The sequence below is a fragment of the Bradyrhizobium sp. HKCCYLRH1030 genome (assembly GCF_051168395.1).
Lineage (GTDB): Bacteria > Pseudomonadota > Alphaproteobacteria > Rhizobiales > Xanthobacteraceae > Bradyrhizobium.
This window is the reverse complement of sequence record NZ_JBNPUY010000002.1, coordinates 970,490-991,581: the sequence shown is the minus strand read 5'-3', so window position 1 is coordinate 991,581 and position 21,092 is coordinate 970,490. Positions and strand designations below refer to the sequence as shown.

At 67.0% G+C, this 21,092-nt stretch carries 14 protein-coding genes; 7 read left to right on the top strand and 7 right to left on the bottom strand.

Features of this window, described 5'->3' with window-relative positions:
* Positions 1 to 134: 134 nt before the first annotated feature.
* Complete coding sequence (locus tag ACQR1E_RS09895) at positions 135 to 2,216, bottom strand: AsmA family protein (protein WP_316165710.1); 2,082 nt, start codon at positions 2,214 to 2,216, stop codon at positions 135 to 137.
* A 212-nt stretch (positions 2,217 to 2,428) separates the two neighbouring features.
* Between ACQR1E_RS09895 and ACQR1E_RS09890 the strand changes: the two genes are divergently transcribed.
* Positions 2,429 to 3,103 carry a Crp/Fnr family transcriptional regulator gene (locus ACQR1E_RS09890; protein WP_315717001.1) on the top strand — a complete coding sequence of 225 codons (675 nt, stop codon included), beginning with the start codon at positions 2,429 to 2,431 and terminating at the stop codon, positions 3,101 to 3,103.
* 266 nt (positions 3,104 to 3,369) lie between these two features.
* Positions 3,370 to 5,004: a glycosyltransferase family 39 protein gene (locus ACQR1E_RS09885; RefSeq protein WP_434896961.1), complete on the top strand. Its 1,635-nt coding sequence runs from the start codon at positions 3,370 to 3,372 to the stop codon at positions 5,002 to 5,004.
* A gap of 24 nt (positions 5,005 to 5,028) precedes the next feature.
* Here the strand turns inward: ACQR1E_RS09885 and ACQR1E_RS09880 are convergent, their stop codons facing one another.
* From ACQR1E_RS09880 to ACQR1E_RS09865, 4 genes are all read right to left on the bottom strand, one after another.
* Positions 5,029 to 8,178 carry an efflux RND transporter permease subunit gene (locus ACQR1E_RS09880; protein WP_434896960.1) on the bottom strand — a complete coding sequence of 1,050 codons (3,150 nt, stop codon included), beginning with the start codon at positions 8,176 to 8,178 and terminating at the stop codon, positions 5,029 to 5,031.
* A complete protein-coding gene (locus ACQR1E_RS09875) occupies positions 8,178 to 9,104 on the bottom strand; it encodes an efflux RND transporter periplasmic adaptor subunit (protein ID WP_315828371.1) in 927 nt (308 codons plus the stop codon). The genes ACQR1E_RS09880 and ACQR1E_RS09875 overlap by 1 nt, the downstream gene beginning before the upstream one ends.
* 160 nt (positions 9,105 to 9,264) lie before the next feature.
* Positions 9,265 to 9,942 carry an OmpA family protein gene (locus tag ACQR1E_RS09870; protein ID WP_434896959.1) on the bottom strand — a complete coding sequence of 226 codons (678 nt, stop codon included), beginning with the start codon at positions 9,940 to 9,942 and terminating at the stop codon, positions 9,265 to 9,267.
* Between the two features lie 130 nt (positions 9,943 to 10,072).
* Positions 10,073 to 11,617, bottom strand: a complete 1,545-nt coding sequence (locus tag ACQR1E_RS09865) for a caspase family protein (protein WP_434896996.1) — start codon at positions 11,615 to 11,617, stop codon at positions 10,073 to 10,075.
* Between the two features lie 351 nt (positions 11,618 to 11,968).
* On the opposite strand from ACQR1E_RS09865, the gene ACQR1E_RS09860 reads away from it, so the two are divergent.
* The gene (locus tag ACQR1E_RS09860; RefSeq protein ID WP_434896958.1) at positions 11,969 to 12,775 is read left to right on the top strand and encodes an N-acyl homoserine lactonase family protein; all 807 of its coding nucleotides are present in this window, start codon (positions 11,969 to 11,971) and stop codon (positions 12,773 to 12,775) included.
* 759 nt (positions 12,776 to 13,534) lie between these two features.
* On the opposite strand, the gene ACQR1E_RS09855 is transcribed toward ACQR1E_RS09860, so the two are convergent.
* Positions 13,535 to 14,512 (bottom strand): L,D-transpeptidase family protein, encoded by a 978-nt coding sequence (locus ACQR1E_RS09855; protein ID WP_434896957.1) that lies wholly within the window; start codon positions 14,510 to 14,512, stop codon positions 13,535 to 13,537.
* Positions 14,513 to 14,712: 200 nt separating this feature from the next.
* On the opposite strand from ACQR1E_RS09855, the gene ACQR1E_RS09850 reads away from it, so the two are divergent.
* Positions 14,713 to 15,591 (top strand): efflux RND transporter periplasmic adaptor subunit, encoded by an 879-nt coding sequence (locus ACQR1E_RS09850; protein ID WP_315716991.1) that lies wholly within the window; start codon positions 14,713 to 14,715, stop codon positions 15,589 to 15,591.
* A 212-nt stretch (positions 15,592 to 15,803) separates the two neighbouring features.
* On the opposite strand, the gene ACQR1E_RS09845 is transcribed toward ACQR1E_RS09850, so the two are convergent.
* Entirely contained in the window at positions 15,804 to 16,664 is an 861-nt protein-coding gene (locus ACQR1E_RS09845) for a caspase family protein (protein WP_315750742.1), read from the bottom strand.
* 430 nt (positions 16,665 to 17,094) lie between these two features.
* Here ACQR1E_RS09845 and ACQR1E_RS09840 point away from each other — a divergent pair, with 430 nt between their 5' ends.
* The 3 genes from ACQR1E_RS09840 to ACQR1E_RS09830 all read left to right on the top strand — a co-directional run bounded on the left by ACQR1E_RS09840 (position 17,095) and on the right by ACQR1E_RS09830 (position 21,085).
* The gene (locus tag ACQR1E_RS09840; RefSeq protein ID WP_316169903.1) at positions 17,095 to 18,819 is read left to right on the top strand and encodes a hypothetical protein; all 1,725 of its coding nucleotides are present in this window, start codon (positions 17,095 to 17,097) and stop codon (positions 18,817 to 18,819) included.
* Positions 18,820 to 19,016: 197 nt separating this feature from the next.
* Entirely contained in the window at positions 19,017 to 19,742 is a 726-nt protein-coding gene (locus ACQR1E_RS09835; protein WP_315716988.1) for a thermonuclease family protein, read from the top strand.
* 155 nt (positions 19,743 to 19,897) lie between these two features.
* Complete coding sequence (locus ACQR1E_RS09830) at positions 19,898 to 21,085, top strand: pyridoxal-phosphate-dependent aminotransferase family protein (protein WP_315716987.1); 1,188 nt, start codon at positions 19,898 to 19,900, stop codon at positions 21,083 to 21,085.
* Positions 21,086 to 21,092 lie beyond the last annotated feature (7 nt).

Here is a 21,092-nt window from a genome sequence, read left to right as displayed (position 1 = left end):
GTTTAGCACAGAATGGCATGCACAGCGGCGACCATGCCGGCGCCCCGCGCCAACTCGTTATTGCTCGGCTGGCCCTGAATCGCATGCACCGCTCGAGGAGATTCTCCGCAGGCTCGGTCGATCGCGGCTATATATTACCTATTGAAGATGCGCTTCAGAACGTCGTTCATCGGCTGGCTGTCCTGCACACCCTCCTGCAAGGGCTCGGCGGGAGCTGCCTCCGCCGCGCCCCGGCCGTCGTCGCCCGGAGGCCGAGAAACAGCGCCGTCCTGAGGCGCAACCAGCGTACGGCCGCGGCTCTTGGCTGGCGGCTGCGCGGCCTGCAGTCCTTGCTGAATCAGATTGCCGATCGCCGATCCGAGATCGCCGCCGAGCAGGTCGGATTGGCCAGCCGCCGGGGCCTGTGCATTCGGGGCTGCCGTTGACGGCGCGCCGTTCGGACCAGCAGCACCGGTGGGCGCAGAATTTCCGATGAGGCCGCCGATGCCGTTGATCAAATTGTTCAGCCCGACCCCGTCCTTGCCGAACAGGCCCTGGCCCATCTGCTTGAGCCTGGCGTAGGCAGCATCCGGATTGTCGAGGATGCCGGCCATGTCGGGGTAGAAGCGCGGCTGACTCCAGGGGCCGTCGATGACGACGGGAATCCCGAGACCTATCGGCTCCGAGGTGCGGCCCTGCCCCTCGGTCGTCATCACGAGCTTCGGCTCGACCCGCATCGCCAGCGCCCGATTGCCCAGATCGATCGTCCCCGTACCGGTGACTTTGACCAGCGGTCCGACCAGGTTGAGGTCACTGGTGGCGGCCTGCCCGCGCTCGACCTGAAACGAGGCCGAGAGCTGCGTGAGATCGGTCGTCAGTTCCTTCGAATCCTGCCATCCCGACAGCGGATTGGACGTCAGTGAGCGGATCATCTGCGCAACGTTGATGCCGCGGATCGCGCCGTCCTGGAACAGCAGGAACGCCGAGCCGCTCAGGTTGCTCATGAGAGCCTGCTGGCTGGCGCCGCTGGAGCGCAAGGCCAGCTTGCCCTGCATCCGCGCATCGAGCTTGTCGAATCCGGCGACGCTCGAGAGCAGCGGCAGCGCCCGGATGCCGACGAGATCACAGTGCATCGCATAGGCCGGATTGCCCGTGGAGGCGTCGATCACGACCTCGCCACTGGCCTGCCCCTCATAGGCGCCGAGATTGGCGACGGTCGCCTTCAGCAGGCCGCCGGCCAGCGAGGCTTCGAGATCGAGCGGCCCGAGGCGAGTCCCGGAGAGAACGACATCCGTCGCCGACAGCTTCACGCGCGCGTCGACGTAGTTCAGACCCCGCAAGTCGATTGCCGCCGTGCTCCATCCCGACGCGCCGGCAGAGCCCTGCGCGGCAGGCGCTCCCAAGTCGAGCCGGCGAACGTCGAGATCGACCTTCACCAGCGGCTTGCTCGCCAGATCGACCGAGGCCCAGCCGTTGAAATCGCCGTCGCCAAGCGTGCCGCTGAGGCCGTTGATCATCACCACCGGGCCATTCAGCCGAACGTCGGCGCGGCCGGCAAGACTCCCGCGGAATGCAGAAGCCATGTCGATCTTGAAATCGACCGGCAGCGTCTGGCGCTCAATAGGCAGCGCGGGCGCGGCCGCTGTGAGGTCGAAGGTCACCGGACGGTCGCCGGCCCGGGCCGTACCCGTGATCTTGACCTTGCCATCGGACAGAGACGCCGTCGCGCCGATGCCCTCGAGCCGATTCTCGACGCGGTCGCGCGGGTTGGAGAGGACGACGGCGCCGTCCCTGACGGTGACCCGTTCGATCCGGGCCGCAAGCGCCGCTTCCGGCTTCGCCGAGGCACGGCTGCGCGGCGCATTGTCCCGCAGCCGTTCGCGCAGCAACGGCAGATAAAGTGTGGGCTTGTCGATGATGATCTCGCCGATGTCGGGCCGGCCGGACCACAGGCTCGACAGCGCCACGTCGGCCTGCAGCTTGCCGATCGTCAGCCGATTGTTGCCGTCACGCTCCTTCGGATCCTGCAGGGTGATGTCCGTCAGGGTCGCATGCAGCGACGGCCACAGGCTGACGCTCGCCGAGCCGGCGATGCTCAGGCGATAGCCGGTGTCACGCTCGACGCGGTCCTGGATGGCCACCGTGAGGAAGCTCGCCGGAAGTCCAAAAGCCAGCGCCAGAGCCAGCACGACGATGACGGCGCCAATCAAACCGCCTGCGATCTTCAATGCCTTCATGTCGATGTCCCAAGCGCGAGGCGCGAGCGGTCTCCACGGGTTAGCGTGCGGCAATGCCGACCCGGTTCAATCCGAAATTTTCTCGGAACGAAGACCGCTCCCAGCGCGACCAAAATAGTCGGAAGCCCGTGCGTCATTATGTGACTTATGACACACTTCCGCCCGGGGGGTTTCTGTAACTGAGGCTTTGAACCGTTGCCGAAGGTATAGTGATGAGCAAGCAGGCCGAATTTGCGGTCATTCTGAAGATGAACCCGATGTTCGCCGACCTCGGCGCGGACGAGCTGCAGCGAATCTCGAGCCTCTGCCACACCCAGCATCTGTCGTCGGGCGAGGTGCTGTTCCAGAAGGGCGACCCCGGCAATGCCCTGTTTGGGGTGCGGCGCGGCCAGATTCGCATCGAGACCGGTGCCACCGACGGCAGCCGGCTGACGCTCAACTTCATGGGGCCCGGCGATCTGTTCGGCGAGGTCGCCGTGCTCGACGGGCAGGAGCGCACGGCCGACGCCACCGCCGGTGAAGCGACCGAGCTGTTCGTGCTTCGCCGCGAGGATTTCCTCAGCTTCCTGGAACGCGAGCCCAAGGTGGCGATCAGGATCATTCAGCTGCTGTGCCAGCGCATCCGCTGGCAGAGCGAGCGAATGGAGGAATCGGTGCTGCAGCCGCTGCCGGTCCGGCTGGCACGCCGGCTGTGCGCCTTGGCGGAGGATTTCGGCTCCGAGGTTCATATCTCGCAGGAACAGCTTGGCGTCTTCGTCGGCGCGGCGCGTGAAAGCGTGAACCGCCAGTTGCAGGCCTGGCGCAAGGACAAGATCCTGGATCTGCAACGCGGCCGCATCCTTCTGCATGACCTGACCAAGCTGAACACGATCGCACGCAACGACTAATTGGCCGAGCGCGCAGCGTGCTCACCGCAAATTTGTCGATTGCGGGTCCGGTCCATGGCGGGAACCGCCCGCCATGCATCGTTTCGTATCAGCATCGGCCAAACATGATCGCAATTGGGCCACCACGCCTCACAATTTGCGACATGAACTCTTTTTAACAATTCTAACAGGGTTCAATCCGGCAGCGGAGAGTTCCATTTGCTCGCGCGCGGCGGCGCGCGGGGTGGAGCTTTGCGCGCCAGGCAAGCGTGGTTGGAAGTGACGTCATGAGTCTTGCGTTGCCGGCAATCGCCATCGAGGCCAGTGGTTCTGTTGGCCGTTGGCGCAGAGCTCTCGCGGTCTGGATCGACGCCGTGGAGGACGGCTGGGCCGTTCCGGCCTTGATCGTCGGGTTCGTCGCGGTCTGGATGGTGTATTTCTCGATCGCCTATCTCGGGGGCGATCTCCACCAGGACGTGATCGAGACCTGGTCGCTTGGACGCAGCTTCGACTGGGGTTCGACCAAGCATCCGCCGCTGATGGGCTGGGCGGCGTGGGCCTGGACCACCGTGTTTCCGCTGACCAACTGGTCGTTCAACCTGCTGGCGCTGACCAACGCAGCCGTCGGCCTCTTCGCCGTCGACCTCATCACCCGGCGTTTCGCGCGCGGTGACAAGCGGCTGGTCGTGCTGCTGTTGCTCATGCTGCTGCCGGTCTATCAACTGCATGCGCAGCGCTTCAACGCCAACGCCGTGCTGCTGTCGAGCTGGCCGCTGGCGACCTGGTGTTTCCTGCGCTCGTTCGAGACGCGTCACGTCGGCTGGGCCATCGCGGTCGGCCTGACCGGGGCGCTCGCGATGCTCGGCAAGTACTACTCGGTCTTCCTGATCGCGAGCTTTGCGGTCGCAGCGTTGTGCCACGGCGAGCGTCGGGCCTATTTCACCTCGCCCGCGCCGTGGATCGCGGCGCTGTCCGGCCTGGTCGCGCTGGCGCCTCATATCTATTGGCTGGCCACGACCGGCGCCCAGCCGTTCTCGCATGCAATCGAGCATCACGTCGGCAAGACCGCCGTGGCCGCCCTGGTCGAGGGCAGCGGCTTCCTGTTGGCGATGGCCGGCATCGCCGGTATCCCCGGCCTCATATGGCTCGCCATGACGCGGCCTCGCCCCACCCGCGTGCTGAACGATGCGCTCAGCCTCGACTCCGGACTCCGGCTGCTGGCGATGATCAGCATCGGGACCGTGGTGTTCCCCGCACTGGTCTCGATCGTGTTCGGCACCGACATGCCGCCGCTGTGGGGCCTGCAGGGCATCTTCCTGTTCGTCATCGTGATCGTGTGTGGCGCGAGCTATCACGCCCCCCGCGACATCACGATCAATCTCGCCGCTGCGACGATTGCAATCGCCGCATTCGCGGCCACAGTCGTAGCGCCCTTCCATGCAGTGTACCGGAACTACGTTCCGTTGAACGAGGGTCGCAACTTCTACGAGCCGGCCGTGACCGAGCTCGACCGCCTGTGGCAGACGGCATCGAACGGCGTCCTTCCCGCCGTCGGCGGCGATGACGGCCTCGCCTTTGCCGCAGCGTTCTACAGTCCCGACCACCCGCACTATGAAATGGCGCTGGTGCACCCGCATGAGCTGCACCCTCCGTCCGAAGCGCTGACTGCGCAGGGCTGGGCGGCGCTGTGCTACGACACCGACATCTCCTGCATCTCCGGCATGCAAGCCGCGGCGGCGCAGGCGCGGCATTCGGTGCGGGCCGATTTCACGCTCCGGACCAAGCTGTTCGGCCTGGAAGGCGCCAGCCAGGGCTTCGTTGCCCTGATCGTGCCGCCTGAGACCGTCGCGCCAGTCGACAGCGCCCCGAGCGGGGGTCACGATCTCAGCGCACGCCGCCGCATGCCCTCGACCGTGAACTGAAACAGCTCGTTCCGGCACGTCATCTCATTCCGCAGCCGGCGACATCGCCGACGGCGGCTTTGACTGATGCGCCGGCTCCGGCCCATGGCCGGACTGCGCCTCGTCGGCGGCATCGCCGGAAGAGACGATCAGCTTGCGGCCAACGCGGGCGAACAACGCGCCGACATCGTCCATCACCAGGAACATCGCCGGCACGAACAACAGCGACAGCACGGTCGAGAACACCAGCCCGCCGATCACGGCGAGCGCCATCGGCGAGCGGAACTCGCCGCCGGCACCGACCGCGAGCGCGCTCGGCATCATGCCCGCGACCATCGCGATCGTGGTCATCACGATCGGACGGGCCCGCTTCATGCCGGCATCGATGATCGCCTCGTCACGCCTGACGCCGGCATGGATCGCCTCGACCGCGAACTCGACCAGCATGATCGCGTTCTTGGTGACGATGCCCATCAGCATCATCATGCCGATATAGACGGGGATGGTGAGCTGCTTGCCCGTCAGCATCAGCGCGGCGATCGCGCCGCCGATCGACAGCGGCAACGAGAACAGGATCGTGATCGGCTGCAGGAACGTGCCGAACAGCAGCACCAGCACGGCGTAGACGATCATCAAGCCCGCCGTGATCGCCGTGATGAAGCCCGACGCCAGCTCGTTCAGGCTCTCGGCATCATCGGACGGGATCAGCTTGACGCTGGCCGGCATGCTCTTTCTGACCGGCAGCTCGTCGATCTGCTTGGTTGCATCGCCGAGCGCCGCAAGTCCGACGAGGTCGGCGGCGACGGTGGCCTGCCGCCCGCGATCGTAGCGGCTGATGCTGGTCGGGCCCTGGTCGAGCTTGATGTCGGCGACGACGGCCAGCGGCACGCCGCCCTTTTCGCCGTACTGCCCGAGCGGCACCCGCAACTGTTCGAGGATCTTCACGTCGCTGCGCGCCGCGTCCTCGAGCTGCACCCGGATCGGGACCAGCCGGCCGCCGGCGTCATACTTCGCCAGCGCAGGTCCAACATCGCCGATCGTGGCGACGCGGATCGTCTGCGACAGGCTTTCGGTCGACACGCCCAGACGTGCCGCCAGATCCGCGCGCGGCTGCACCCGCAACTCCGGCCGGTCGAGCGAAGTGTCCGACACCACGTTGGAGATGATCGGAATCCGCTTCATCTGCGAGGCGAGCTCGCTCGCAACGTTGTCGACCAGCTTGGGATCCGAGCCCGTCAGCACCAGCTTGATCGGGCGCAGACCATTTTCGTCTGTGAACCAGAAACGGATGTCCGGAATGGTTTCGAGATCCTTGGTGATCTCGAGCTCGAGCTCTTTCTGGGTGATCTTGCGCTCGGTCTTCGGCGTGTAGTTGACGATCATTCCGGCGCGACGAACCTCCATCGCGCCCTGAAGCCGGCCGCCGTCGACGAACACGCTGCGGACCTCGGGCCGCTTGCGCAGGCGCGCGACGATGTCCTCGGTGACCTTCTCGGTGTAGGCGAGCTGCGCGCCTGGCGGCAGCTCGATCGCGAGCAGCGATCGCGCCGCGTCCTGCGCCGGCAAGAACCCTTGCGACAGCAGCGTCGTGCTCCAGATCGAGGCAGCGAAGATCCCGATGCCGAGCAGCACCGTGACGAAGTAGTGCTTTACCGACCACGTCACGATGCGCTGATAGGCACGCAGGATGAACCCCGGCGGCGGATCGTCGTGCTTGTGGTCCTTGAGGAAGTAGGCCGCCAGCATCGGCGTGACGAAGCGCGCCGCCAGCAGCGAGAAGAACACCTGCACCGAGACGGTGATGCCGAACTGCTTGAAGAACTGTCCGGCGATGCCGGACATGAAGCTCGCCGGCGCAAAGATCGCGATGATGGTGAGGCTGATCGCGATGACCGCGAGCCCGATCTCGTCGGCGGCATCGAGCGCCGCGCGATAGGGCGACTTCCCCATCCGCATGTGGCGCACGATGTTCTCGATCTCGACGATGGCGTCGTCGACGAGAATGCCGGTCGACAACGTGATCGCCAGGAACGACACCATGTTCAGCGAGAAGCCGAGAATATCCATCGCCCAGAAGGCCGGAAAGATCGACAGCGGCAGCGAGATCGCCGCGATCACCGTGGCCCTGAAGTCGCGCAGGAACAAGAGCACGATGATGACGGCCAGGATCGCGCCCTCGAACAGGGTCGAGATCGCCGCTTCGTAATTGCCCTTGGTGAAATCGACCGACGTATCGATCAGCTTCAGCTCGACATCGGGATGGGCGGCCCGGACCTGGTCGATGCGCTTCTGAACCGCGGCGGCGACGACCACATCGCTGGCGCCCTTGGCGCGCTTGATGCCGAGCGCGACCACCGGCTCGCCGTTGAAGCGCGCAAAGGTGCGGCGATCGGCGATCGTGTCGGTGACCGTCCCGAGATCGGCGAGCCGGACCTCGCCGCCGCCGAACAAGGGAATCATCGTGTTGGACAGCTCGTTCAGCGTCTTGGCGCCGGCAAGCGTGCGGATCGCCTGGTCGTTCTTGCCGATCTCGGCGCGGCCGCCGGCGACGTCCACATTGGTGCCGCGCAGACTCTGGCTGACATTGACGGCGGTGAGACCCATGGCCTGCAGCCGGTCGGGATCGAGCGAGACCAGAATCTCGCGCTCGACGCCGCCGATGCGCTCGACCTGGCTGACGCCGCGCACGCCCTGCAGCTCGCGCTTGACCACGTCGTCGACGAAGAACGACAGCTGCTCCGGGGTCTTGCCCGGTGAGATCGCCGCATAGGTGACGATCGGCAGGCCGATCTTGTCGACGCGCGAGATCAGCGGCTCGGTGACGTTCTGCGGCAGGTCGGAACGAACGCGGGTGACGGCGTCCTTGACGTCGTTGATGGCGCGATCGGTGTTGGTCTCGAGCGCGAACGTAATCGTCGTCACCGACAGGCCGTCGGTGATCAGCGACTGGATGTGGCGCGCGCCCTCGACGCCGGAGACGCCGTCCTCGATGATCTTTGTGACCTGGGATTCAAGCTCCGACGGCGCCGCGCCGAACTGCGCCACCGCGACCGAGATCACCGGAATGTCGGCGTTCGGCAGCCGGGTGACCGCGAGCTTGGTGAAGCTCATCCAGCCCAGGATCAGCAGGATGATGGAGAAGAGGATCGACGGCAGCGGGTTCCTGATCGACCATGCCGAAATGTTCAGTGCCATCAGCGTACCCGCGTGCGATCGATGTCTTCGGCAAACATGGTCTTGATCTGGTCGCCATCGTGCAGCGAGCTGCCAGCGTCGGCCACCACGATTTCTCCCTCTGTCAGCCCGTCGAGGATCTCGCTCGCCGTATCCGACACCAGGCCGACCCGCACCCGGCGGGTCTCGATCGTGTTGCCCTTCACGACCTGGATGGTGAGATGATCGATCGCCGTATTGGGCACGGCGACGCCGCAGCTCCGCCGGGCATCGATATTGGCGCGCGCGAACATGCCGGGCTTGAGCGACGGATTGCTGGTCAGCGCGATGCGCACATGGCCCAGCTGCGTGGTCCGGTCGACCTGCGGCGCCACCACGCGCAGGCGGCCGACAATGTCGGGTAGGTTGTCGCGAGTGATGCGCACCGGCGCGCCCGTGCCGAGCTTCAGGAGATGAACGCTCGGAACTTCGGCGTCGAGCTCCAGCTCGTTGTTCACGGCGATGCGGAACATCGGACCGGCCTGCGGCGAGGCCGGCGCACCGGCGATCGTGCGGACCTCGGTGACGAGTCCTGCGGCCGGCGCACGCAGCGACGCCGGCCGGTTCGCGGCCGCCGCCGGCGCTCCCGGCTGCGGCGGTGACGGCGTCAGGCGCGCCAGCTCCTGGTTCTCGGTAACGGTGTCGCCCTCCTTGACCAGGACGTCGATGACCCGCGAGCCTTCCTGATCGGCGCCGACCACCGCTTCGCGGCGGGCCACGACGAAGCCGGTGACGCGCACGAGATCTGAGAAGCAGGCCTTCACCGCCTTGGTCACCAGCACCTGGGCCTGCATCGGCGGCTCCTCGGCGGTGTGATGGGGACGATGCTCATACCAGTAATAGCCGGCGAACAGGGCCACGAAGACGACCGCACTGGCCGCGGACTTGAGGGATTTTGGCAGCTTCATCGGCAGGGTGATCCGGTCGGCGCGAGATGCGGGTTATGGATGCTGCGAATTTGGCACGGGGCGCTCCGACAAGGCGATGCGCCCCGCAATCCTGCGGGACGCATCCGGCCACCTCGATCTCCGGCCACGCGACCTCCGACGGCGCTTGATGGACGCGGCGTTACTTGGCCGCCGCCGTCTTGCTCTGCATGTTGACGACCTGAACGCGGCGATTCACCTCGGCGAGCGGCTGGCTCGGATCCTTCAGCTTGCTCTTGCCATAGCCCACCGTCACCAGGTCGGCGCCGGCGATGCCGAACTTCTCGACCAGATAGCGCTTGATCGAATCGGCGCGGCGCTCGGAGAGATCCTGATTGTAGGCCTCGCCACCGGCGGCATCGGTATGACCGGCGACGACGAAGATCGACCCTTTCAGCTCGGCGTTGGTCAGCGCCCGACCGAGCGCCTGCACCGACGGCAGCGACTTCTGGCTGATGTTGGCGGAGTTGTAGTCGAAGGTGATCTCGAGGTCGATGTTCGGCTTGGTCTTGGCGACCGCCGCGATCTCCTCGCGCTCGGCAGTGGACAGCGACCGCGTCGAGCGGCCGCGAATGCTCTGCAGGAACTTGTCCTGCTCCGGCGCGACCGCGGGTGTGGCCTCCGACGGCGGCGACATCGACAGTCCCCGGGTCAGCGGCCTCTTCGGCCCGGCCAGGGCGCGGACGATCTGATCCTCACTGACATCATCGGCGGCGAAGGCCGGCATCGCGCTCAGCGACGCGGCCGCGCTCAGAACTGTCACGGCCAGGAGAGCCGTCAGGCCGGCGGTCATGGTCGAATTCGTTTTCGGTGCGGTCATTGCCAATCCCTCCTCACGCGAACTGATCGTCCCGGTCTCCGCCGCGCCCGGCGCGACACCCGGCTGTTCGCTGTTATGTCGGTCCGGCCTGCCGCATGGTTCGAGCCGGCCGGCCGACGCGCGCAACAAATCAGCGCACGCCGTAGGCTTCGAACTCGCGGACGATGTTGGGGTCCATCGCCTTGGCGTTGGCGATGTCGAGCGCCCCCTCCTGCGCGGCGCCGTTACGCTGTTTGGCGAGACCGCGGCCGTACAATGACGACGTCAGCCGCGGGTTGATCTTCAGCGCCGCATCGAAATCGGCGATGGCGTTCTTGACCGCGCCGCTCTTGAGGTTGACCAGCCCGCGGCTATCGAGCGCGTCGACGAAATTCGGCCGCAGCCGCAGCGCCTCGTTGCAGTCGCGCAGCGCAGGTTGCAGCTCGCCGACGACGGTGCGCGCCCAGCAGCGGTTGTTGAGCGCCTCGACGTCCTTTGGATTGATTCGGATGGTGTCGTCGAAATCGCGGATCGCCTGCGCGTAGGCGCCCTTGCTCGCATACACCTGGCCGCGTCGGTACAGCGCGCCGGCATCCTCCGGATTGGCCGCGATCTTGGCGCTCAGGCTCTTGATCGTCGGATCGTCGGCGAACGGATCCTGCGCGGGCGCTGCTGGGGCCGCGGGCGCAGCAGGCGCGGCGGGCGCGACGTTCGCGATCACGGGAGATGGCGCGGGCGCCGGCGGCGCCGGAGCAACCGGCGCGGGCGACGGGGTGTCCACCTTCTGCACCGGCGTCGGCTGCGGCGCGGGCGGAGCCGGCGGCAGCGGCGACGGCACCGGCGGCGCCACCACGACCTGCGTCGGGGTCGGCGCAGGTACAGGTGCAGGCGCCGGCGCGGCATTGCTCTCGGCCGGCGGCGGCCTGACGCCATTGCCCGGCACGAAGGAGAAGTCCTCCGCCAGCGACGACGAGATCCACGGCACCTGCTCGCTGCGCGAGGCGCGGGTGACGCCGACGCGGGTGCGGTTCAGCGTCTCCTCGGCGGTGAGGTCGGGAACGCGGATCTCCTTCAGGAGCTCCTGCACGAACAGGCTGCGATCGCGCCCGCCATCCGTCACGACAGCGGACAGCGCCGCCGAGTACATCACCAAAGTACCGCTCGGTGCGATGACCGGCGCGAGGCCGGCCGAGGCGGTGCGGAACCTGCGCTCATAGGGATTGCGCCGGGAGGCATCGAGCAGCGCGATCTTCACGCCGGCGCCGCGGCTGTTGATCTCCTGCAGCACCTGCTCGAGGCCGATGCCGTCGCGCCGCACGTCGGCCTCCTGCCAGATCTGCGCATCGACCGGGATCATGTAGCTCTGCCGGCTCGACTGGATGCCGTAGCCGGAGAAGAACAGCAGCGCCACCGAGCCCGGCTTGATCTTGCCATAGAGCCGATCGAGGCCGCGGCGCATCGCGTCGCCGCCGGCATTTTCCAGCGTCTCGACGCTGAAACCGTCACGCTTCAACTCGTCGGTGAGATCGCGGGCATCGTTGACCGGTTCCTTGAGCGGCGCCTCGGCATCCGGATATTTCGCATTGCCGATCACCAGGGCGAAGCGGTCGCCGGCCGCGTGCGCGGGCCAGGAGACAACGGCCGAAAACGCGACGGAGAACATCAGGCCGAGCGGCAACAGCAGGCGGAAAGTCATCACGATGGCGGTCCAGCGGTCAGCAATCAGGCGCCGTCCAGCTTGCGCCGCGGCGACCATATCCCACGCGTCAGGCATTATCAAATCGCCGTGACGGCACGTCAACCGCTTGCAGAGGTTGACGAATCGTCTGAGGCGGCGACCGCCCGCAGGAGCCTCTTGCGAGCTGCGGGCCATGACACGAGCGGACCATGCAACGATCCCAATGGCTTGAAATGTGAGATGCCTCACGCTGTGTCGCGGCAGCGCAGCGTCCGGTTCGACGAGCACCGCGATTGACCTCGATGCGATTGACCTCGATCCGTGCCGATGGCTCGATGGTTGCCGTGCCCAACCAACGAGAAGGCCATCATGGGGAACGCCGCCGAGGTCTACGCGCTGCGCTACGCGACGATGTCGCCGCGCACGCCGCACATGAACTTCCTGCAGCCCGATCCGCACGACAGCGCGGCGCAGGACCTCGACTATTTCGTGTGGCTGATCCGCCGTGACGGGCGTGACATCCTGGTCGACACCGGCTTCAACGCCGCGGAGGCCGAGATCCGCCATCGCACCCTGACGCGCGATCCGATCGATGCGCTCGCCTCCTTCGGCGTCGCGGCGGCCGACATCCGCGACATCATCGTGACCCATCTGCACTACGATCACGCCGGCAATCTCGACCGCTTCCCGAACGCGCGCTTTCACCTGCAGGAGCGCGAGATGGCCTATGCGACCGGACGCTGCATGTGCAACGGCATGCTGCGCTACCCGTTCACGGTCGAGCATGTCACCACGATGGTGCGCCACGTCTATGGCGAGCGCGTCACCTTCCACAACGGCGACGGCGAGGTCGCGCCGGGCGTCACCGTGCACCGGGTCGGCGGCCATTCCGACGGGCTGCAGGTGGTGCGCGTCGACACCGCGCGCGGCCCGGTCGTGCTCGCCTCCGACGCCGCGCATTACTACGCCAACCTGCAGCGCCGCAGCCCGTTTCCGATCGTGCTCAATATCAGCGACATGATCCAGGGCTGGGAGATCATCGAGCGCCTCGCCGGGCATCCGGATCGATTCATTCCGGGCCACGATCCGCTGGTGACCGAACTCTATCCGCGCGTGAGCGCGGCGGCCGATGCCTACGCACTGCATGTGGCGCCGTCGCGGTCGTTTGCGAGATAGCGGCGCGGCAGGACCAAGTGACGTGACAGGAATGAGCGTCGTTTCCGCCATCCCGAGGCGGTGCTGATTTCTCCACCGTCATCGCCCGGCTCGATGTTTAGCCCGGAGCGGGTGATGACACCTGAATCGACGAAGCGCCGCGCGAACATGACACTTCGGTCTCGCGGCGCGTTTCGCGTCCGAGCTTTACTCATCGAGACACCCTCTTCTGAACAGAGGGCGCAGGGAGAGCCAGGCCTCGGCTGAGGCCTGCGGTCCGCCTGCGAGAAAAAATGCAGGCGGCAGAACCACAGGTACAGCCGGAATGACCCGGCCCTCCCTGCGCGATGGCTTTACGACTTATACGCAGTCTCCTCGGTGACCGGCTTGTTTGTCACCGTGGCGACGACGCGCGCATCACGCGCGCCGCGCGGACCTCAGCGTCGGGAGGCCAGGACCCTGCGACTTCACCGTCCGCAGCATGGCGTACGTCCGCGTGCTCCCACGCTGCGCCCCGCCGCGGCCATCGCATCCCACCTCAACGCGTCGTGACGTTCGCGAAAGCGCCCCTCTTCAATGAGGCGGGACGGGCGGAAGTCTCCACCTGATTTGCCCGACGGCACAAGCGATTTCTTTTTTACCGAACATCTGGACAGCCCAGATCAAGTTGAGATGACTCAATACATTGGCCGCTACGCGCAGATGCAGATTGACGTGCTCCGTCATTGCGAGGAGCGAAGCGACGAAGCAATCCAACCGCCCCGGAATGATTGTGAACATTCAATGCAGCTCCACCTTCGCCTTCTTCGCCAGGTGGTCGCCGAGGAATCGCACGTCCCAATTGGTCAGCCGCACGCAGCCATGCGACTCCGACTTGCCGACCTTGGACGGCTCGGCCGTGCCGTGGATGCCGTAGCCGTTGCCGACCGACAGGCCGATCCAATAGGCACCGACCGGGTTGTTCGGGCCGGGCTTGATGGTGAACGGCTTGCGCGACTTGACGCCCTTGAACTCGTAGTCCGGATTGTAGCGGTAGTTGGGATCGGCATCCCGCGAGGTGACCTTGAAGGTGCCGTCGGGCGTCGGCTTTTCGTCGCTGCCGACCGTGGCGGGAAACACCGCCACCAGCTTGCCGTCGCGGTCGAACGCCTGCACCGTGCCGGCGTCCTTGCTGATGTCGAGCCGCATGATGTCCGGCGCCTTCTCGTCCGGCCTGATCACATTGGCGACGGCGATCTGCTCGCCCTCCTTGTCGAACCTGGCCTTCGGATTGAGCGCCGACAGCAGCGCTTCGCTCATGTGGAATTTCTCGGCCAGCGCCTCGCGCGGCGAGGTGTAGCCGAGCGCCGGGAGGTCCTTCATGTCCTCCATGTGCTGCGGCAGCTTCTTCAGGAACGGCCCTTTCACATCGTCGCGGGTGATCGTGTAGGAGACGATCGCCGGCGCCTGGTCGCCGCGCAGCAGCGCCTCCCACAGCTCGGGCGTCAGCTTCGCATCACCGGCAAGCTCCTTGGCGCGCGCGAACGCGGCGAGCGCCTTGCGCGCATTGTCGCCGAAGCGGCCGTCGATCTCGCCGGGAGAGACATGCGCGCGATCGAGCAGCACCTGGGCGCGGATCGCCACCGGATCCATCTTCTCCTCGGCAGGCGGCCGCTTGCGCAGCTCGGCGCTGTTGACGGCGTCTGCGGTGAGCTCGGCGGAGACCGCGGGCGTGACGCCGAGGGCGCAGAGCAGAAGCGGTATCCAGAGCCGAAGCATGGTCGTGAGTCCCAAGTGAAAGACGGCTGGCATTCGGCAACGTCAACGGCGACCCGGCCGAGAAGTTCGGCAGCGTCGGCTGAACGTCGCGGCATCCTGGCGCGACTACCAGGGACGCGGGTCGGCTGGCCCGGCGGCTGCGCGTCTGCTATCCCGGCGACAGCCGTGCAATGAATTGGGTTCGCGAGGATCGGTTTCGGATGGGACATGCCGCAATTGCCGCCACGATGCGCCGGATGCCGATGCTCGCCGCCGCCGGCCTGCTGGCGATGATCCAGGCTGCGGCAGCCGATGACGGCGCACCGAAGGGCGCCGCGGTCAGCGTGCTCAAGGCGACCAAGGCCTGCTTCGACAACACGGTCGAGGTGTCCGGCATGGTGCTGGCGCGCGACGAGACCGCCGTCAGGCCAGATCGTCCCGGCCTGAAGGTCGCGGAGGTGCTGGTCGATGCCGGCGACACGGTCACGGCCGGACAGAACCTGGCGCGGCTGACGCCGCCGGAGGGCGGCACGATCATGATCCAGGCGCCGGTCGCGGGCACCATCCTGTCATCAAGCGCCACCATCGGGGCGTTCGCCTCCGGTCGCGGCGAGGCGCTGTTCTCGATTCTCGCCCGCAACGAATATGATCTCGTCGGCCTGGTGCCGAGCGCCCAGCTCGGCAAGCTCGCGGTCAACCAGACGGCGCGGATCCGCATCGTCGGGGCCGGCGAGGTCGAGGGCAAGATCCGAAGGGTGGCGCCGACCGTCGAGCCGAACAGCCAGCTCGGCCAGGCCTTCATCGGCATCACCGGCACGGCGCGGTTGCTGGTCAATTCGTTCGGCCGCGCCGTGATCAAGATCGGCCAGAGCTGCGGCGTCGCGGTGCCGCTGACCGCCGTGCTGTACGATCCCGACGGCACGGTGGTGCAGGTGGTCCGGGCTCAGCGGATCGAGACCAAGCGGGTCGAGATCGGCCTGATGGCCGGCGGCCAGGTCGAGATCCGCGACGGCCTCGCCGAGGGCGACGTCGTCGTCACCCGCGCCGGCGCGCTGCTGCGCGAGGGCGACCCGGTGCGGCCGGTGATGGCGAGCAATTGAAAGACGCGACGCCGCAGGGGTCTGAGGGGCACGCGGCCCCACCCTCCCCTGGAGGGGGAGGGTCGTCGCGCGGCGCGCCAGCGTCGTGCGGCGGGGTGGGGTGAGCCACGGATGACGGTGCAAGTGGAGAAATCACCCCACCCCGCCCCCTCCAGGGGAGGGTGGGAGGCCGCCGAGAAGGCGGAGCATCTCAGGCGCGGGACAGGCTCAGCTCAGCTGCCGGCGTTGGCGACGTCGGCACTGAAGCGGATGTCCTCGACCAGCGAGGACGACACGGTCGGCACCTGCTCGCCGTCGGAGCTGCGGGCGATGGCGTTGCGAGTCTTGTTGAACACGGTCTCGGCGCTCGGGCTCTTGCCGAGCTGGTTCAGCAGCTCGGTGACCAGCACGCTGTTCTGGCCCTTCGGATCGTCCAGCACCTTGCCTGGCGTCGCCGACGACAGGATCAGGGCGTTGGCCGGCGCATTGATCGGCGCCAGGCCGTGCGAATAGGCGCGGAAGCGGCGCTCATAGGGATTGCGGCGGGCGGCGTCGATCACCACCAGCTTGGCGCGCGCACCCTGCTCGCGGACGGTGTCGAGCAGGCGCTCGATGCTGGTGCCGTCGCGGCGCACGTCGGCTTCCCGCCAGATCTTGGCGTCGACCGGGATCATGTAGCTCTCGCGTCCGGCCTGGATGGCGTAGCCGCCGAAGAACAGCATCACGACCGAGTCGGGCTTGATCCTGGCCTTGAGGCGCTCGACCGCGCGGGCCATGTCGTCCTTGTTGGCATCCTCGACGACATCGACGTCGAAGCCGTCGCGGCGCAGCGCGCCGGTCAGTGCACGGGCATCGTTGATCGGCTGGACCAGTGGCGCGTTGGCGTCGGGATAGTGACCATTGCCGATCACGAGCGCGAGGCGCGCGCCGTTGCCGGTCGCCACGCTGCTCTGCTCGGAGGCCGCGGCCTTGGGCGCCTCGAGCGAACGCTTGTTCAGGGCAGCATGCGCGCCGATCGCGAGCGACACCGTGCAGAGAAGCGCGGCGGCGATCACGGCCGATCGGCGGGAAAGAGAAGGCTGCCTTGCGGTCATCACGTCAATCCTGGTCCGAGCCTGCCCATCGATGCCAAAGGGGTGCACCCTTTGGTCGCGCTGGCGCCTCTGAGGTTTGAGGGGTTGCGAGACGATGTGTCGTCTCAATGCGCGCAAATTGCGGCGCCGCAACGAAGAAAGGCTTAACCCGAACGCGCATCCCAAGCAACATCGGAACACCATTGACTTTTCAAGCACTTGAAGAGAAACGCAAATTTAACCATGACGGCGATCTCCAAACGGCCCCGGACGGACCGCCGGGAGACCACATTGCCGCCAAATCCGCCTCCCGCGCCGTGACCGCCGTCACGTTGTCTTTGGCCGTCCAGCGTGTCAGTTTGCCCAATGCATGCGCGTGACGCGCCGTTTGCCGGGCGTCTCGAGCAACGCATGCCGCTCGTCCTGCCTTCGACAACCCGCGAGTCCTCGCTTGAGTTTCCAGTATTTCGCCGGCGCGGCCTGTCGCGCACTGACGGCCCGGAAGGATGGGCCCTCGCTGTACGAGGTCTGCGATCCCATCCTGCGCCGGCCCGGCAGCGGCGACCCGCATCTGTCGAAATTCTACCGGACCGCGCTCGGGAACCCGGCGCTGCGCGCATTGCTGCGCCGTGCCGGCCTGCCCGAGTTGAACGATCCCGCTGTTCTCAATGCGCTGCGCGACGCGCTGGTTCTTGCCCGCGACAATCCGACGCCGGATTGGGAGCAGGTCGGCCGCCCCGTCGCCGATCTGGTCGACAGCGTCGCCTTGCACCACCCTGCCCCGCCGCGCCGGACTGCGGCGGCGGCCATGCCGCCGGCCGGCGAGGTCGATCGCGTGATCCGGGCCTGTGGCGCCGACCTGCTCGGCTCGTTCAGCCGCAATGGCTTCATCCCGACCTATGCCGCCTTCAACCTGATCGGCGATCCCGACATGAAGGGCCGCGAGGTCAAGATGGCGCTGCAGGGGCTCGACGCCCGCGGCTACAAGAACTCGACCTTGCTGTTCAACCTCGCCCGCGTCTTCATCGCGCGATCGCCGGCGGCCGCGGTGATCAATCCGCCGTGGCGCGGCATCGCCGAGCCGATGTGGGAGCCGGTGCAGATCCGCCACCGCTCGGCCTATTACGACGCGTTCTTCACCGAGGCGCTGCTGAGCTATCTGGAGACGGGCCTCGCGTCATCGGAGCAGACAAGCGCGGCGCGCAGCGCCATCGCCGCCATGGTCGAGTTCTGCCTGACCATCAGCCGCGAGGAGGTGCGCGGCGCCGACGGCAAGAGCTACAATGTCGTCACCGCGCTGGCGCCGCCGCCGCATCCGCGCTTCTCGCGCTTCTTCACCCAGATCAAGCAGGACCTCGGCTTCGGCATCTACGTGCCGGATTGCGACACCACGGCGTGCTCGTTCTCGGCGGCGACGCAGGCCGGCTCGGACGATCCGATGTTGAGCCAACCGCTGCTGGATTTCTATGCGGGCTACCAGGTGCGCGCCGGCGGCAACGAGCCGCGCGTGACGGTGCCGATCAACGACAACATCGACTATGAAGGCGGTGTCGCGACCTGGATCGACAGCCTGGCCGGCGAGCGGCCCTACGGCAATGATCTCGATCCGACGTTGAACCTCGACGTGCTCGAGGTATCGTTCCGCAATCTCGGGCGCTGGCAGATCCTGGAGACGCAAGCCCGGCTCGACGTCGTCAGGCGGATCGTCGGCTTCCAGCAGCGGCTGGTGCTGAGCGGCGCCTTCGCCGACCCCCGCTCGCACATCTATTATCTGCCGGAGCTGTACTGCGCCTATTTCGGCCGCTGCTACCACGCCTTCATGGCGCTGCCGCCGGCGGCGCGGCAGGCGATCGATCCCGACGGCGCGTTCGAGCTCATTCGCCTGCGCGTGCTGGCCTATGTCGAGGACGAGTTGGTCGGCCGCGAGATGAACCCGTTCGACGCCGCGCTGGCGCTGATCGCGCTCGGCCATCTCGGCGGCGCTGCGGCGAGCTTCGCGCCCGCGGTGCATTGCATCGTGACGTCGTTCGGCGAGGGTGGCCGGCGGCATCCGTACCGCGCCTATGAATGGAACAAGATGAAGACCCCGACCCGCATCCTGGTCGGCGGCCCCGAGGTCACCTCGGCCTTCGTGCTGATGGGCCTGGCGCTGGCGCGGCGGGTCGTCGTGCGGTGAGGGAGTGATGGCGGTCGGCTCCCCCCTTGCGGGAGGGGAGCGCACTGCCGTCGAGGTGATAGCTCGAGTCGCCCTTCTCTCAGCGCGCCATCGCGCGAAGTTGAGCGGCTCAGCCAATCACGGCGCTGGAACCGCGGGCCGATCCGCCGCACAATTGCTCCAGCCTTCCCATCCCCAAGGACGACCCGCGCCCGTTGATGTCGATGAAACCAGCTTTGCTTGCGCTCCTCCTGCTGCTGCCCTCCGTCGCGTCCGCGGCCGACATCACCGGGATTCCCAAGATCCGTGAGGCCGATGGGATCACGATCGGGACCACCCGCATCCGGCTCGGCGGCATCGACGCGCCCTCCGTGGATCAGCTCTGCCTCAACAAGAACGGCGAGCGCTGGACCTGCGGCGTGGCGGCGCGTGACGAGCTGATCAAGTACGTCGACGGCAAGAGCTGGACCTGCCATCCGCGCTCGATCGACCGCCGCGGCCGCCAGGTCGCGCGCTGCGACGTCGATGGCGAGGACATCCAGAAATGGCTGGTGCGCAGCGGCTGGGCGCTGGCCTATCGCACCCTCTCGCATGACTACGAGCCCGACGAGGCGGAGGCGCGCGCAGCCAAGGCCGGCATGTGGCAGGGCGCGTTCATCGCGCCATGGGACTGGCGCGTGCGCAACAAGAAGACTGCGATCCTCGGGGCCACCAACCCGCCGGAGGGCGCGCGCAAAATCCTGCTCGCCTCGGCCTCGGGCCCGGTCGCGCCCTCGCCGGACTGCACCATCAAGGGCAATGTCAACGGCGCCGGCGAGTGCATCTATCACACGCCGCAGAGCCGCTGGTACGCGCAGATCAAGATGCACGTCGCCAAGGGCACCCGCTGGTTCTGCTCGGTCGAGGAGGCCGAGGCCGCCGGCTGCCGCGAAACGAGGCGCTGACGGCCCGACCCGCCGGCCTGCCGGGGCATGCCAGCCCCCCGGCTTCTCCGGCTTTTCTTAATGCGCCGCGCCACGTAAAACGACCATGGGCCGGCCGTGTGCGAGAGCCCGTCACCACCCTCAACCGCCAAACCACATCGCCGAGGACACTGACAATGACCGTTCGCGCGGGCCGGGAGTTTCTGGCCATCCCGGGACCCACCACGATGCCCGACGAGGTGCTGCAGGCGATGCACCGCCCCGCGCTCGACATCTACTCCAAGCAGATGGTCGAGCTGACCGACGGCATCATGTCCGATCTCGGCCGGCTGTTCGCCACCAAGGGCAAGACCTACATCTACATCGCCAACGGTCACGGCGCCTGGGAGGCGGTGCTCTCCAACGTGCTGGCGCGCGGCGACAAGGTGCTGGTGCTGGAGAGCGGCCGCTTCGCGATCGGCTGGGGCAATGCGGCGCGCGCGATGGGCGCCGAGGTCGAAGTGCTCCGCGGCGACTGGCGCCGCGCGGTGCGGCCGGCCGAGGTCGAGGCGCGGCTGCGCGCCGACAAGGAGCACAGCATCAAGGCGATCGTGGTGGCGCAGATCGATACGGCGTCCGGCGTCGTCAACGACGTCGAGGCGATCGGCCGCGCCATCAAGGCCGCGGGCCATCCGGCACTCTACATGGTCGACACCGTGGCCTCGCTCGGCTGCATGCCGTTCGAGATGGATGCCTGGGGCATCGACGTCGCGATGTCCGGCTCGCAGAAAGGCCTGATGACGCCGCCGGGTCTCGGCTTCGTCGCCGCCAATGACCGCGCGCTCGAGGCGCACAAGCGCGCCAACATGCGCACGCCCTATTGGGACTGGAGCGAGCGCGAGGGCACCGAGCACTATCGCAAATATGGCGGCACCGCGCCGGTGCATCTGCTGTTCGCACTGCGCCAGGCCATGGACATGCTGTTCGCCGAAGGGCTGCCGCACGCCTTCCGCCGCCATGAGCTGTTGGCCGAGGCCGTGCGCCGCGCGGTGGCGAAGTGGAGCGAGGGCCAGGTGATCGGCTTCAACATCGCAGACGCCGCCGAGCGCTCCAACACCGTGACCACTGTGCTGGTCGGCGAAGGTTATGATCCGGCCGTGTTGCAGACCTACTGCAAGGAGCAGTGCGGCGTCGTGCTCGGCACCGGGATCGGCGATCTCCAGGGCCAGGCGTTCCGCATCGCCCATATGGGCCATGTCAACGCGCCGATGGTGCTGGGCACGCTCGGCGTGATCGAAATGGCGCTGGTGGCGTTGAAGATTCCGCACGGCCGCGGCGGCCTCGACGCCGCGATCCAATGGCTCGGCGAGAGCGTGACCCCGTAAAGGACGA